The 15017-nt window shown below is 61.5% G+C and carries 13 protein-coding genes; 11 read left to right on the forward strand and 2 right to left on the reverse strand.

Annotated elements, in window-relative coordinates; genetic code table 11:
• The first annotated feature begins 116 nt into the window (after positions 1–116).
• Positions 117–1409 (forward strand): putative hydroxymethylpyrimidine transporter CytX, encoded by a 1293-nt coding sequence (cytX, locus tag ACOYXI_RS21940; protein ID WP_461675295.1) that lies wholly within the window; start codon positions 117–119, stop codon positions 1407–1409.
• On the opposite strand, the gene ACOYXI_RS21945 is transcribed toward cytX, so the two are convergent.
• A complete protein-coding gene (locus tag ACOYXI_RS21945) occupies positions 1378–2124 on the reverse strand; it encodes an RsiV family protein (protein WP_027611391.1) in 747 nt (248 codons plus the stop codon). The two genes, cytX and ACOYXI_RS21945, sit on opposite strands and share 32 nt — an antisense overlap.
• A 230-nt stretch (positions 2125–2354) precedes the next feature.
• Here ACOYXI_RS21945 and ACOYXI_RS21950 point away from each other — a divergent pair, with 230 nt between their 5' ends.
• From ACOYXI_RS21950 to ACOYXI_RS21990, 9 genes are all read left to right on the forward strand, one after another.
• On the forward strand, positions 2355–2972 hold the full coding sequence (locus ACOYXI_RS21950; RefSeq protein ID WP_134785293.1) for an NUDIX domain-containing protein: 618 nt from the start codon (positions 2355–2357) through the stop codon (positions 2970–2972).
• Positions 2963–3415 (forward strand): DUF1249 domain-containing protein, encoded by a 453-nt coding sequence (locus ACOYXI_RS21955; protein ID WP_007967395.1) that lies wholly within the window; start codon positions 2963–2965, stop codon positions 3413–3415. The genes ACOYXI_RS21950 and ACOYXI_RS21955 overlap by 10 nt, the downstream gene beginning before the upstream one ends.
• A gap of 99 nt (positions 3416–3514) precedes the next feature.
• Positions 3515–4330: a 3',5'-cyclic-AMP phosphodiesterase gene (gene cpdA, locus ACOYXI_RS21960; protein WP_461675296.1), complete on the forward strand. Its 816-nt coding sequence runs from the start codon at positions 3515–3517 to the stop codon at positions 4328–4330.
• Positions 4331–4571: 241 nt separating this feature from the next.
• Entirely contained in the window at positions 4572–5180 is a 609-nt protein-coding gene (locus tag ACOYXI_RS21965) for a YqiA/YcfP family alpha/beta fold hydrolase (RefSeq protein WP_096794752.1), read from the forward strand.
• A 42-nt stretch (positions 5181–5222) separates the two neighbouring features.
• Positions 5223–7130, forward strand: a complete 1908-nt coding sequence (gene parE, locus ACOYXI_RS21970) for a DNA topoisomerase IV subunit B (RefSeq protein ID WP_003221068.1) — start codon at positions 5223–5225, stop codon at positions 7128–7130.
• On the forward strand, positions 7130–8119 hold the full coding sequence (locus ACOYXI_RS21975) for an esterase-like activity of phytase family protein (RefSeq protein ID WP_098966918.1): 990 nt from the start codon (positions 7130–7132) through the stop codon (positions 8117–8119). The genes parE and ACOYXI_RS21975 overlap by 1 nt, the downstream gene beginning before the upstream one ends.
• Positions 8116–8640: a retropepsin-like aspartic protease family protein gene (locus ACOYXI_RS21980; RefSeq protein WP_027611396.1), complete on the forward strand. Its 525-nt coding sequence runs from the start codon at positions 8116–8118 to the stop codon at positions 8638–8640. The genes ACOYXI_RS21975 and ACOYXI_RS21980 overlap by 4 nt, the downstream gene beginning before the upstream one ends.
• Before the next feature lie 7 nt (positions 8641–8647).
• Positions 8648–10912: a DNA topoisomerase IV subunit A gene (gene parC / locus ACOYXI_RS21985; RefSeq protein ID WP_135294830.1), complete on the forward strand. Its 2265-nt coding sequence runs from the start codon at positions 8648–8650 to the stop codon at positions 10910–10912.
• A gap of 186 nt (positions 10913–11098) precedes the next feature.
• Entirely contained in the window at positions 11099–11809 is a 711-nt protein-coding gene (locus ACOYXI_RS21990; protein WP_095138104.1) for a PqiC family protein, read from the forward strand.
• A 302-nt stretch (positions 11810–12111) separates the two neighbouring features.
• On the opposite strand, the gene ACOYXI_RS21995 is transcribed toward ACOYXI_RS21990, so the two are convergent.
• Complete coding sequence (locus ACOYXI_RS21995) at positions 12112–13626, reverse strand: AhpA/YtjB family protein (RefSeq protein WP_096794755.1); 1515 nt, start codon at positions 13624–13626, stop codon at positions 12112–12114.
• A 134-nt stretch (positions 13627–13760) separates the two neighbouring features.
• On the opposite strand from ACOYXI_RS21995, the gene serB reads away from it, so the two are divergent.
• Positions 13761–14975, forward strand: coding sequence for a phosphoserine phosphatase SerB (gene serB / locus ACOYXI_RS22000; RefSeq protein ID WP_461675297.1), 1215 nt, complete (start codon positions 13761–13763; stop codon positions 14973–14975).
• Positions 14976–15017 lie beyond the last annotated feature (42 nt).

Consider the following 15017-nt stretch of genomic DNA (forward strand, 5'->3'; position numbering starts at 1 on the left):
TACCGCATTCTCAGGTTTTCGGGGCTGCTTCGCAGCCCATCGGGGATGAATCCCCTCGCCACAAGTGGGCCAGCTTGATCACACACAACAACAAATGTCCCTCTGAGATAACACCCTTGAGCATTCAACCCGGCACTTATTCCCCTGACCTCGCCGTACCCGCCGACAAGCGTGTGTTCGGCGGTCGCGATCTGTTTTCCCTGTGGTTTTCCCTCGGCATCGGCTTGATGGTATTGCAGACCGGCGCCTTGCTCGCGCCGGGTCTGGGCCTCTCCGGTTCGCTGCTGGCGATTTTCCTCGGCACGCTGGTTGGCGTGCTGCTGCTGGCCGCGGTCGGCGTGATCGGCAGCGACACCGGTCTGTCGTCGATGGCCGCACTGAAACTGAGCCTCGGCAGCAAAGGCGCGAGCCTGCCGGCGCTGCTCAACCTGCTGCAACTGATCGGTTGGGGCTCGTTCGAAATCATCGTCATGCGTGATGCCGCCAGCCTGCTCGGCAGCCGTGCGTTCAGCGAAGGTTCGCTGTGGGCCAGCCCGATGCTCTGGACCTTGTGCTTCGGCGCACTGGCGACTTTGCTCGCGGTCAGCGGGCCACTGACGTTCGTGCGCAAGATCCTGCGTAAATGGGGCATCTGGCTGATTCTGGCCGCGTGCATCTGGCTGACCTGGAATCTGTTCACCAAGGCTGATCTGGCGGCACTCTGGGCGCGTACCGGGGACGGTTCGATGCCGTTCGCCGTGGGCTTCGACATTGCCATCGCCATGCCGTTGTCGTGGCTGCCGCTGATCGCCGATTACTCGCGCTTTGGCAAGCGTGCGAAGCACGTGTTCGGCGGCACTGCGATCGGTTTCTTTATCGGTAACTTCTGGTTGATGAGCCTAGGCGTGGCCTATACCCTGGCCTTTGCGCCGAGCGGTGAAGTCAATGCGTTACTGCTGGCACTGGCCGGGGCCGGTCTGGGCATTCCGCTGTTGCTGATTCTGCTGGATGAGTCGGAAAACGCTTTCGCCGACATTCATTCGGCCGCGGTGTCGAGCGGGATTCTGTTGCGCTTGAAAGTCGAGCATCTGGCCTTGGCCATCGGCGTGATCTGCACCCTGATTGCACTGCTGGCGCCATTGGCGCAGTACCAGAACTTCCTGCTGTTGATCGGTTCGGTGTTCGCGCCGCTGTTCGGCGTGGTGCTGGTGGATCACTTCATCCTGCGCAAGCGCAGCGCTCAGGTGGCGTCAGCCGCATTGCGCTGGCCGGCGCTGTTGGCGTGGCTGGGCGGGATCAGCACCTACCACTTGCTGGCGAATCTGTATCCGGATGTCGGCGCGACCCTGCCGGCACTGGTGCTGGCAGGGCTGTTGCAACTGGTGCTCGGTCGGGCGTTCAGTTACGGCCGGGAAACAGCTCGGGTTTGAGAATGCCGTTCAGACGCGGGTAAGGGATCTTCAGTTCGACGTGGCCCAGCGCGTAAGGCGCGATGGTGCTCACGTCGTACTTGAGGATCACGCCACCGTAGGTCAGCGCCACGTTCGGGGTTTTGACGAACGGCCAGCTCTTCACGAAATCCGCTTCCTGATCGAGCTTGGTGCTGATCAGCCAGCTGTTGTGCGCCACTTGCGCCGCTTTCCAGAACGCCTCTTCCTGACCCGGCAGCAACATGTCCGACAGGTTCAGCACTTTATGCTGCTGACGCGAATAGTTGATGAAACCGCGGCCCGGCGTGCCATGGGCGCCGCCGGTGTCGAGGTAGCTCGACAGTTCGATGATCACCAAGCCGTCATGCTGCTCGCGTACCTTGGCCTGCAAATAGCTGCTGTTGCGCGGGCCGGCGTTGCGCAGGAATTGATCACGATAGGCGGCCAGGGTTGGCGCTACCGCTGCGTTTTGCTCGGTGCGGGTCATTTGCAGCAGGCGTTTTTCGATAATGCCGTCCAGCGCAGGCTCGGCCGCGAAGTGCACGGTATCGATATTCACCAGCGGGCAGTCCGGGTTGGAACAGCCGGGTTTCAGGGTTTCCGACGCATCGCGGGTGGTTTCCAGCGGCGTGCGGTAGTTGGGCTGGAACAGGTTGGCGCAGGCGCCCAGGGTCAGGGCGATGGCGGCCACGGAGGCAATTTTGAAAAGCGACATGGGCGTCCTTTTCTGAAACAGGGGAAGGCAAAAAGTTATCCGCTTCGACTCTCGCCGAAGCAGTCAGTTCGCCACTAAGCTAATTAGAGTGGGTTTCGCCTCCACCGTCCATCCCGCTGACGGTAAAGGGGCTGCATCAATCATCGCGGGCGCGTTAGGATGGCGCGAAGTCGAGGTCGCCAGTAACCAAAAGCAGCCTCGTATTGGATTTGCAGCAAGAGAGGATGCTCATGACAGATTTTGCCAACGCCACTCCGGCCACCGTCGATGTCGTAAAGCGCGAGCGCTGCTACGAGGGCTTCTACAAGCTCGACCGTTTGCACCTGCGCCATGAACTGTTCGCCGGGGGCATGAGCCGCGAGATCAACCGCGAAGTCTTCGTGCGTCACGATGCCGTGTGCCTGCTGCCTTACGATCCAAAGCGCGATGAAGTGGTGCTGCTCGAGCAGTTTCGCGTCGGTGCCATGGGCAAGACCGACAACCCGTGGCTGGTTGAGCTGGTCGCCGGTCTGATCGACAAGGCCGAAGTGCCGGAAGAAGTTGCTCACCGCGAGGCGCAGGAGGAAGCTGGGCTGGACATCAAGGCCCTGTGGCCGATGACCCAATATTTCCCGTCGCCGGGTGGCAGCAACGAATACGTGCATTTGTTTCTGGGGCGTTGCAGTACAGAAGGCGTAGGCGGCCTGCATGGGCTGGAGGAAGAAGCAGAAGACATCCGTGTCACGGTCTGGGCCTTTGAAGATGCCTTGCAGGCCGTCCGTGACGGACGCATTGCCAACGCGGCGAGCATCATCGCCTTGCAATGGCTGGCGCTGAACCGCGCCGAAGTGAGGGGGTTATGGTCGTAAACAAGCTGCGCGATCGCTATCGAGTCGACCTCGCCGGGCTGCAAGCCGCCTGCGAGGCCAACTACGCGCGCCTGATGCGACTGGTGCCGGATATGCGCAACGACCCCGAGGCGCGGCGGATCGCCGTGACCCAGGGCGAGCAGATGCTCGGCGTGCTGGCCCTCGAAGTGCTGCAGACTTGCCCCTACACCACCACTTTGCAGGTGCGTCAGGAACACAGTTTGCCGTGGCTGCCGGTGCCGCAACTGGAAGTGCAGGTCTATCACGACGCGCGCATGGCCGAGGTGATCAGCGCCGAACATGCACGACGCTTTCGCGGCATCTATCCTTACCCGAACGCCGCGATGCATCAGCCGGATGAAAAGGCCCAGCTCAATCTGTTCCTCGGGGAATGGCTGAGCCATTGTCTGGCCCTGGGGCACGAGTACGAAGTCGTACGCTAGTTGTGAACTGCGTCCGGTTCGCCGGTTTCCTCTTTGCGTCATCCCCCAGCATAATTGCGGCACTCAACCGATTCCGTGCTTTTGCCCTGGGAGAACGCCTTGCCGAGCGTATCCACATTGACCACCGCCGATCCGGCGTTGCTGGTGCAGTTATCCGACAGTCATCTGTTCGCCGAGGCGGACGGCACACTGCTGGGCATGAACACCCGCGAGAGCCTGCAAAAGGTCATCGAACTGGTGCTCAGGCAGCAACCTCGGATCGACTTGATTCTGGCCACGGGGGACCTTTCCCAAGATGGCACTCTGGAGTCGTATCAACAGTTTCGTGAGATGACGGCGCAGATCGATGCGCCGGCGCGCTGGATTCCCGGCAATCACGATGAGCCGCAAATCATGGCTCAGGCCGCAGTGCAAAGTGCATTGCTGGAGTCAGTGGTCGATGTCGGCAACTGGCGCGTGACCTTGCTCGACTCGGCGGTGCCGGGCTCTGTGCCGGGGTATCTGCAGGATGTTCAGTTGCAACTGCTGGCGCGCTCGCTGAGCGAAGCGCCGGAGCGCCATCATCTGGTGTGTTTCCACCATCATCCGGTGCCGGTGGGTTGTGCCTGGGCGGAGCCGATCGGTTTGCGCAATCCCGAAGCATTCTTCGACGTGCTCGATCGTTTTCCTCAGGCTCGCGCGGTGCTGTGGGGGCATGTGCATCAGGAGATCGACCGCGAACGCAACGGCGTACGGCTGATGGCCTCGCCATCGACCTGCATTCAGTTCGAGCCCGGCAGTCACGACTTCAAGGTCGGCGAACAGGCGCCGGGCTATCGCTGGTTGCGGCTGTTGCCGGACGGGCGGCTGGAAACCGGTGTCGAGCGCGTTACCGACTTCCAATTCACCGTCGATTACGGCTCCGAAGGCTACTGATTTCGATCAAGAGCCCCTCACCCCAGCCCTCTCCCGGAGGGAGAGGGAGCTGACCGAGGTGTCTGGCGTTATCCATCGACCTGAAAGAATGTGTCGATTATGGATTCGCTGAAACTCGCTCAAGTCGGTGTAGCTCTTGAATATCCCCCATTCAGTCCCCTCTCCCTCCGGGAGAGGGCTAGGGTGAGGGGCTTTCTCCCTGTAAACTCCGCTATCTTTCGCCGACACCCAGGGAGCTCAAATGTCCGGTTCGATCCTCTATATCCACGGTTTCAACAGCGCGCCGGCCTCGAAAAAGGCCTGTCAGCTGGTCGAGGTGATGGAACGGCTGGGTTTGAGCGACCAATTGCGTGTCCCGGCGCTGCATCACCACCCGCGTGAAGCCATCGGTCAGTTGCAGCAGGCGATTGCCGAGCTGGGCCGGCCGTTGCTGGTGGGAAGCTCACTCGGCGGCTACTATGCGACTCACCTGGCTGAGCGCCACGGCTTGAAAGCCCTGCTGGTCAACCCGGCGGTCAGCCCGCACCGTATGTTCGACGGCTACCTGGGCACACAGAAAAACCTGTATACCGATGAGACCTGGGAATTGACCCACGACCATGTGACGGCCCTGGCCGAGCTGGAAGTGCCGGCACCTGTGGATGCACAGCGTTATCAGGTGTGGTTGCAGACCGGCGATGAAACACTGGATTATCGCCTCGCCCAGCAGTATTACCGGGCCTGCGCCTTGCGCATTCAGGCCGGCGGCGACCATGGTTACCAGGGTTTTGCCGAACAATTACCGGCGTTGTTGAGTTTTGCCGGCATTGGCGCCGATTTGTATCAGGCAATCGATTTCACCGCACTGTGAAGTCTTGCCCCTTTTTCATTGAATCACTGACGACGAGACCCTATGGCCACTCCCAGCGCTAGCTCTTATAACGCCGACGCCATCGAAGTCCTCTCGGGCCTCGACCCGGTGCGCAAACGCCCCGGCATGTACACCGACACCAGTCGGCCGAACCACCTCGCCCAGGAAGTCATCGACAACAGTGTCGACGAAGCCCTGGCCGGCCATGCCAAATCGGTGCAGGTCATTCTGCACGCCGATCACTCGCTGGAGGTCAGCGACGACGGTCGCGGCATGCCGGTCGACATTCACCCGGAAGAGGGTGTGTCGGGGGTCGAGCTGATCCTCACCAAGCTGCATGCGGGCGGCAAGTTTTCCAACAAGAACTACCAGTTCTCCGGCGGTCTGCACGGGGTGGGTATTTCCGTGGTCAACGCTTTGTCGACCGAAGTCCGGGTGCGCGTGAAGCGTGACGGCAACGAATACCAGATGACCTTCGCCGATGGCTTCAAGGCCACCGAACTGGAAATCGTCGGCACCGTCGGCAAGCGCAACACCGGGACCAGCGTGTACTTCGCGCCGGATCCGAAATACTTCGATTCACCGAAATTCTCCATCAGCCGTCTCAAGCACGTGCTCAAGGCCAAGGCTGTGCTGTGCCCGGGGCTGCTGGTCAGCTTCGAAGACAAGGGCACCGGCGAGAAAGTCGAATGGCATTACGAAGACGGCCTGCGCTCCTATCTGGTGGACGCGGTCAGCGAATTCGAACGCCTGCCGGACGAGCCATTCTGCGGCAGCCTCGCCGGTAATAAAGAAGCGGTGGACTGGGCGCTGCTGTGGCTGCCGGAAGGTGGCGACGCGGTGCAGGAAAGCTACGTCAACCTGATCCCGACGGCGCAGGGCGGGACCCATGTCAACGGTTTGCGTCAGGGCCTGCTGGATGCGATGCGCGAGTTCTGCGAATTCCGCAGCCTGCTGCCGCGCGGGGTGAAGCTGGCGCCGGAAGACGTCTGGGAGCGCATCGCTTTCGTGCTGTCGATGAAGATGCAGGAGCCGCAATTCTCTGGCCAGACCAAAGAGCGCTTGTCGTCCCGTGAAGCGGCGGCATTCGTTTCCGGCGTCGTGAAAGATGCATTCAGCCTGTGGCTCAACGCCAACCCGGAAACCGGTCTGGCGCTGGCCGAACTGGCGATCAACAACGCCGGTCGCCGCCTGAAAGCAAGCAAGAAAGTCGAGCGCAAACGCGTCACCCAGGGGCCGGCGTTGCCGGGCAAACTGGCTGACTGCGCGGGTCAGGATCCGATGCGTTCCGAGCTGTTCCTGGTCGAAGGTGATTCCGCCGGCGGTTCCGCCAAGCAAGCGCGGGACAAGGAATTCCAGGCGATCCTGCCGTTGCGCGGCAAGATCCTCAACACCTGGGAAGTCGATGGCAGCGAAGTGCTGGCCAGCCAGGAAGTGCACAACATCGCCGTGGCCATCGGGGTCGATCCGGGTGCGGCAGACATGAGTCAGCTGCGCTACGGCAAAATCTGCATCCTCGCCGACGCCGACTCCGACGGTCTGCACATCGCGACGCTGCTGTGCGCGTTGTTCGTCCAGCATTTCCGCCCGCTGGTGGACGCCGGTCACGTCTACGTGGCGATGCCGCCGCTGTACCGCATCGATCTCGGCAAAGAGATCTACTACGCCCTCGACGAAGCCGAGCGCGACGGGATTCTCGATCGTCTGGTGGCCGAGAAGAAACGCGGCAAACCGCAGGTCACCCGATTCAAAGGTCTGGGTGAAATGAACCCGCCGCAACTGCGTGAAACCACCATGGACCCGAACACCCGGCGCCTGGTGCAGTTGACGCTGGGCGATGATTTTGCCGAAACCTCGGAAATGATGGACATGTTGCTGGCGAAGAAACGCGCCGGTGACCGCAAGACCTGGCTCGAATCCAAGGGCAACCTTGCCGAGGTGCTGGCCTGATGCGGTTTGGCTGGGCCTTGGCGGGTGCATTGCTGCTGAGTGCGATGGGCGTGTCGGCGGAGCCGCTGCAGGAGTTGCGCGTGCTCTCGGAACATCCGGTCGAAGGCATGCGTGGTGGCAACCTGTCGGGACTGGCCATGTGTGGCAGCGAGTTGTGGACGGTGTCGGACCGCGATGACGATCAGATCTATCGGCTCAATACCGCCGATCAGGTCTGGCAGGCCGAAGCCTTGCACATCGACGTGCCGCTGGTGCCGGAGACCGGTTTGCCGTGGGGATTGCGCTCGCGCAATTGGGCCGCGTCGTTCGTGCGCGGTGGCGACCTCGATTTCGAAGGCATCAGCTGCGACAGCGCCGGCAATCGCTACATTGTCAGCGAGGGCCACGCGGCGGTCTTGCAGGTGCCCGTCAGCGGCCCGGTCAACTGGCTGAAGATTTCGCCGATGATGGTTCGCGAAGCGCGGGCCAGTGGCATGCTCCTGCATTTCAATGCGATCTTCGAAGGTCTGGCGATCAACCCGGCGGGCGATCAGATGTGGCTGGCCGGCGAACGGCAAAACCGCGGCTTGCTGCTGATCAAGCGTCAGCAGACGGTGTGGGATTGCGACGGTCGTTGCGTGCTGCTCAGCGAGGGCGGCAAGGAGATGCAGCCGCCGCAGTTCCCGCACGCCAAAGCGGTCGACCGCGACTTTTCCGACCTTTCGTTGTTCAACGGCAAATTGTTTACCCTTGAACGCAACGCCTTCCAGATTTGTCGGCGCGATGCGCAGACTGCCAAGGTCGAGCGCTGCTGGTCGTACGCCGCTGAACTGTTGCAGGCCAACCGCCGTTACTCGCAAAACTTCGGGTTGGAAGAGGCATTGATCGTTGACGCTGAGGGTGCGTGGGTCGGCGTCGACAATAATTTCGGCCCCCGCGCCGACGGTGAGGTTCGCCCGATCGTCTGGCGCTTCGCCGCGCCTGAAGGTGGCTGGAGCGCCAAGCCGTGAGTCAGCAACCGCCGGGCAAACGCGCCGGCCGGGTGTTGATGATTCTGGCCTGGTGCGCGGGGCTGTTTCTGGCCACGCGGTTTTTCGGCCAGTGGGAAGAACGTCAGCAGAATCCGAACGTGGTGGTCACGTCCGAGCAGCATGGCGGCGTGATCGAGGTGAAGCTGGCCGGCAACGCCCAAGGGCATTTTGTCGCCAGCGGTCAGATCAACGGTGAGCCGGTGGAGTTCATGCTCGACACCGGCGCGACCGATGTGGCGATCCCGGCGGATCTGGCCAAACGGTTAAAGCTGGAAGAAGGTTTCGGCGTGACCCTGAGCACGGCCAACGGCCTGAGCCAAGGTTACCGGACAAAGATCGACCGTCTGCAACTGGGCGACATTGTGCTGCGGGATGTCCGCGCGCTGGTGGCGCCGGGGCTGCATGGCGATCAGGTGCTGCTCGGCATGAGCGCCCTGAACAAACTTGAATTTACCCAGCGCGGCGGCACCATGCTGCTGCGCCAGACAACGAACCGATGAGGCCCGCATGAGCGACATCCTTGCAGACAGCTTAGACGGCGTAGAACGCCGATCGCTGGCTGACTTCACCGAAAATGCCTACCTCAACTACTCCATGTACGTGATCATGGACCGTGCTCTGCCGCATATCGGCGACGGCCTGAAACCGGTACAGCGGCGCATCATTTATGCGATGAGCGAGCTGGGGCTGGACGCCGATTCCAAGCACAAGAAATCGGCGCGTACCGTCGGTGACGTGCTCGGCAAGTTCCACCCGCACGGCGATTCGGCGTGTTATGAAGCGATGGTGCTGATGGCCCAGCCGTTCAGCTATCGCTACACGCTGGTCGACGGCCAGGGCAACTGGGGTGCGCCGGACGATCCGAAGTCCTTCGCCGCCATGCGTTACACCGAAGCACGCCTGTCGCGCTATTCCGAAGTGCTGCTCAGCGAACTGGGCCAGGGCACCGCTGACTGGGGCCCGAATTTCGACGGCACCCTGCAGGAACCGCTGGTGTTGCCGGCACGTTTGCCGAACATCCTGCTCAACGGCACCACCGGCATCGCTGTCGGTATGGCCACCGACGTGCCGCCGCACAACCTGCGCGAAGTCGCCACTGCCTGCGTGCGCCTGATCGATGAGCCGAAAGCCACGGTCGAACAGCTCTGCGAACACATTCAAGGCCCGGACTATCCGACCGAAGCGGAAATCATCACGCCGCGTGCCGACCTGCTGAAAATGTACGAAACCGGCAAGGGCTCGGTACGCATGCGCGCCGTGTACCACGTCGAGGACGGCGACATCATCGTCACCGCGCTGCCGCACCAGGTCTCCGGGGCCAAAGTGCTGGAGCAGATCGCCGCGCTGATGCAGGCCAAGCCGTCGAAAGCACCGCAGATCGCTGACCTGCGTGATGAATCCGACCACGAAAACCCGTGCCGCATCGTGATCATTCCGGTCAACAGTCGCGTCGATCATGAAGCGCTGATGCAGCACCTGTTCGCCAGCACCGAGCTGGAGTCGACCTACCGGGTCAACGTCAACATCATCGGTCTGGACGGCAAGCCGCAGCTGAAAAACCTGCGGGCGTTGCTGGTCGAATGGCTGGAATTCCGCGTGCTGACCGTGCGTCGCCGCCTGCAATTCCGCCTCGACAAGGTCGAGCGTCGCCTGCACCTGTTGGACGGTTTGCTGATCGCCTACCTCAACCTGGATGAAGTGATCCACATCATCCGCACCGAGGAGCACCCGAAAGCCAAGCTGATCGAGCGATTTGCCCTCAGCGAGATCCAGGCCGACTACATCCTCGACACCCGCCTGCGGCAGTTGGCGCGTCTGGAAGAGATGAAGCTGCGCGACGAGCAAGACGAACTGCTCAAGGAACAGGCCAAGCTGCAAGCCCTGCTGGGCAGCGAAGCCAAGCTGAAGAAGCTGGTGCGCACCGAGCTGCTCAAAGACGCTGAAACCTATGGCGATGACCGTCGTTCGCCGATCGTCGAACGTGCTGAAGCGAAAGCGCTGACCGAACACGATCTGCTGCCGAACGAGAAAGTTACCGTCGTGCTGTCGGAAAAAGGCTGGATCCGTTCGGCCAAAGGCCATGACATCGATGCCACCGGCCTGTCGTATAAGGCGGGTGACGGCTTCAAGACCTCGGCGGCGGGGCGTTCCAACCAGTCTGCCGTGGTGATTGACTCCACTGGCCGCAGCTATTCGGTCGCCGCCCACACCTTGCCGTCGGCGCGTGGCCAGGGCGAACCGTTGACCGGCCGTCTGACCCCGCCACCGGGTGCGACCTTCGAGTGCGTGCTGATGCCGGAAGACGATGCGCTGTACGTGATCGCCTCCGACGCCGGTTACGGTTTCGTGGTCAAGGGCGAAGACCTGCAAGCCAAGAACAAGGCCGGTAAAGCCCTGTTGAGCTTGCCGAACAACGCCAAGGTGATCGCGCCGCGTCCGGTGACTGATCGCGAGAATGACTTGCTTGCCGCCGTGACAAGCGAGGGGCGGATGCTGGTCTTCAATATCAGCGATTTGCCGCAGCTGGCGAAGGGCAAGGGCAACAAAATCATCGGTGTGCCGGGTGACCGTGTCGCCAGCCGTGAAGAGTTTGTCACGGACATTGCTGTGATTCCCGCGGGGGCAACCTTGATCCTGCAAGCAGGCAAACGTCCGTATAAACTGAAAGCTGAAGACCTCGAACACTACAAAGGTGAGCGTGGACGGCGTGGCAACAAGCTTCCACGTGGCTTCCAGCGGGTCGATGCACTGCTCGTCGAAAACCTCAATTAGGCGAAAACGCCCATCTAGAGGCGTCGATCTACGATTTAACGCGTAGATCGACGCTTTGGCGCTGGAGTCGGAACGCATATTCACGGATGATATGGCCTTTCCAAGCGCCGGCGTGGCCGAGCGTTCTTCATATTTATTGAGTATTTTCACTGTGGTCAGCCTTGTGGCGGCCACCTGGACGGGATGATGACTGCTCTGCGCCCCCTTATTTTCCTGCTCGCCGGCGTTTTGGGCCTGGCGGGTTGCAGCGTTCACCAACCGGTGTCGCTGTATCAGCTGGACAGCGGAAGTCCGGCTCAGCCTGCGCAAAGCACAGGCATGGCGGTTTTGTTGGGTCCGGTAGTCATTGCTGATTACCTGCAACGTGAAACTTTGCTGCAACGTCAACCGGACGGCAGCCTGCAAGCCTCGACCGACGGTCGCTGGGCGGGCAGCCTTTCGTCGGATATCGATCAATTGCTGATGCGTCAGGTGGCCGGTCATCTGGACAGCCAGCGTGTGGTATTGGCACCCGCCACTCTGGGATTTGCCCCGGATGTGCAGGTATTGCTGACCATCACGCGTCTGGACTCCGGTGAGAAGCAACCGGCGATCCTCGATGCACAATGGCGTCTGATCGACCGTCGTGGTCAGGTGCGCGATAACCGCATCGTTCATCTGCAGGAGCTGCATGCCGGTACCACGGCTTCGCAGGTGCAGGCGCAGGGGATTCTGCTACAGCGTCTGGCCGAGCAGTTGTCGGTGGCGCTCAAGCCATTGGCCAACCAGCCTCCGGTGGCCGAAGCACCGCGTAAGGCAGCGCCTAAACCGGCAGCGCCGGCGGCGGATGCAGAGAAGCAGCCGAAGATTCCGATGGCTTCGCCGATTCGCACGGATATGGAAGTGTTCCGCTTCTGAAGTCTGAATCAGAGTCAAACCAGAGCCCGCCTTTTGCGGGCTTTGTTGTATCTCCCTCACCCTAGCCCTCTCCCGGAGGGAGAGGGGGACTGACCGAGGTGTTATGCGTCATACGTCCACCTGGAAGATGTTGGCGATTGTGGATTCGGTAGAGCAGGGGCAGGTCGGTGTAACTCTGGAATATCCCCCAATGAGTCCCCTCTCCCTCCGGGAGAGGGCTAGGGTGAGGGGCTTTTCAATCGCCCACAAAAAAGCCCGCAGACAATCACTTGTCTGCGGGCTTCTGTGCATCTGGCTAAGGCTTACGCCCGGCGCTCATGCATCCGCGCCAGTTGTCGCTCGAGCATCGAGGGATAAGGCTCCATCAACCGCTCGACACAGCAGGCCCCCTCAGGGCTGGCGATCGGGCGGATCCGCGCACGCTGACGAATCAGTGCATCGTCACCGATCTTGCGCTCGACCAGCAGCAGGTTGCGACTGTGTTGCGACAGGGCCAGGGCATCCTGAGCCGAATCGGTCAGCAGCAGGTCGATCTGGCTCAGGCCGAACAACTCGTCGCCCAGGGTCAGGCCCAGTTGCAATTGCAGGGTGATGCCGCTGTCGGCGACTTCGATCTGCAACTGATGGCCCAGCGCCCGCAGCAACTCGCCGCAGCAGATGGCGTTGGTCAGGTAGTCGTCACCGCTGTCTTCGGTGTGGAACAGCATCAGTGTGCTGCCATCGTTCAGGGTTTCGATTTCGCCCTGATACAGCGAAGCGGCCTGATCGAGACAATCGCGATAGCGCTCCAGCAACTCTTCCAGGCGGGCACGCGGCAGGCGCCGCAGTTGCTCTTGCGAACCCAGCTGGATCGCCAGCACCGCGCTGTGCTGCGGCACGCTTGGTGTCGCTTTACGCGGCGCCGGAACAGCTTCGGTCAGCGACTCGTCGCGCAGATCGGCAAACGGATCTTCGTCGTCATCATCGTCTTCAACGGTGCTGACCACGTGGCGCGGCGCCGGTTTTTGCGCGGCCATCGGGCGGGTTTCGTCAAAGCTCGGGTCACGCAGGTTGCGCACTTCGAACTCTGGCTCATCCTCTTCCTCGAACTCGGGTTCCGGCTCTGGCTCAGGTTCAGGCGCAGGCTCGGGAGCGTAGTTGGCGTGCAGCTGACGCGCCAGATCGCCGATTTCGTCCTGACGATCTATGCCCGGTGTGTGTTCGTCGATGCGCCGCAGCCAGACGCGCAATTGCAGCAATGGCGTCGATAGATAGCGCCCCATGCGCAGGCTCAGGGCCAGCGACAAGGCCAGGAGGATCGCACTGAGAATGCCCATGCTCTGCAGGCTGATGGTCATCGGCTGCTGGAACTGATCCATGTCCAGGCTGATGCGCAGTTGCCCGGCAGTCACGTCCTGGAAGGTGATCTTGCTCTCGTACATGCCCTCGGCTTCGCCCAGCAGGCTGTGCTTGGGGCGCTGACCGGATTCGGCGAGGATGCGGTTGTCCACGCTATAGATAGCGGCGTGTGCCACCAGCTTGTTCTTGGTCAGGTTGTTGAGCAGCACGTTGAGGCTGAGGATGTCGTTGGACACCAACAGTTCAGTGGCGGAAGTGGCGGTCTGCGTGGTCAGGCTTTCACCCAGCGCATCGGCCTGCTCGTGCATGGCCTGCTTGAACTGCAGGCCCATCACCCCGGCATAGATCACCAGGGCCAGAGCGACCAGGATCACGTTATGGCTGGCAATGCGCAATGCAATCGGCACACGGCGATGACGCAGTGCACGGAAGATCAGCAGGAAGAAGTTATCGGTTTTAACTGGCGTGGGCCGGTTCACTGAGCTCGGCTCTTTTGTCCGTGAAGTTGACGCGCAGTATAGCGACAGGCCCTAGACCGGCAAAGCGCTCGCGGTGCCCGATGGTCACTGAAAGTGGGTAGAATGCGGTTTTTTTCCAGTTGCGGGGGTGCGCGTTGCGCGAAATCGTCCTGATTAACATCACGGGAGTCGACCGTCCGGGTCTGACTGCGGCCATTACCGGCGTTCTGGCACAAGGTGGTGTGAACATTCTCGACATTGGTCAGGCGGTGATCCACGACACCCTGTCGTTCGGCATCCTGGTTGAAATTCCCGACTCCGAGCAAGGCAAGGCCGTGCTCAAGGACATCCTGTTCAAGGGCTACGAGCTCGACCAGCAAGTGCGCTTCACCCCGGTGCCCGAAGAGGATTACCAGCAATGGGTGGGCAATCAGGGCAAGAAACGCCACATCGTCACCCTGTTGACCCGCAAAGTGACCGCCGGCCAATTGCAGGCAGTCAGCGCGATCACCGCCAAATATGGCCTGAACATCGACCATATCGACCGTTTGTCGGGTCGCATGCCGCTGGACACTCCGGCGGACAAGGGCAAGGGCTGCATCGAGTTCTCGGTGCGTGGTGAAGCGGCTGATCCGCAGGCGCTGCGTGCCGAATTCCTCAGCGTCGCGCAGGAGCTGAACGTCGACATCGCCTTCCAGGAAGATTCGCTGTTCCGTCGCAACCGGCGTCTGGCGGTGTTCGACATGGACTCGACGCTGATCGAAGCCGAAGTCATCGACGAACTGGCCAAGGCCGCCGGTGTCGGCGAGCAAGTCTCGGCCATCACCGAGCGCGCGATGGCCGGCGAACTGGACTTCCGCGCCAGTTTCAAAGAGCGCCTGGCGTTGCTCAAAGGTCTGGATGTCAGCGTGCTGGACTCGATCGGCGCTTCGCTGCGCCTGACCGAAGGCGCCGAAACCCTGTTCGCCGAACTCAAGCGCCTGGGCTACAAGACCGCGATCCTGTCCGGCGGCTTCACTTACTTCGCCAAGCAGTTGCAGGCCAAACTCGGCATCGACTACGTGTTCGCCAACGAACTGGAAGTGGTCGACGGCAAGTGCACCGGCGTGGCCATCGAGCCGATCGTCGATGCGCAGCGTAAAGCGGATCTGCTGAAGGAACTGGCGCACAAGGAAGGCTTGCGTCTGGAGCAGACCATCGCTGTGGGCGACGGCGCGAATGACCTGCCAATGCTGGCGATTGCCGGGCTGGGTGTGGCGTTCCGCGCCAAGCCGCTGGTCAAACAGTCGGCGAAGCAGGCGATTTCTACCCTTGGGCTGGATGGCGTGCTGTATCTGCTGGGCTTTCGCGATCGCGACGGGCAGCTCTGATATCTCTGTAGTCTGAGCGGGCCCTTTCGCGAGCAAGCCCGC

The organism is Pseudomonas sp. G3-19 (genome assembly GCF_054855875.1).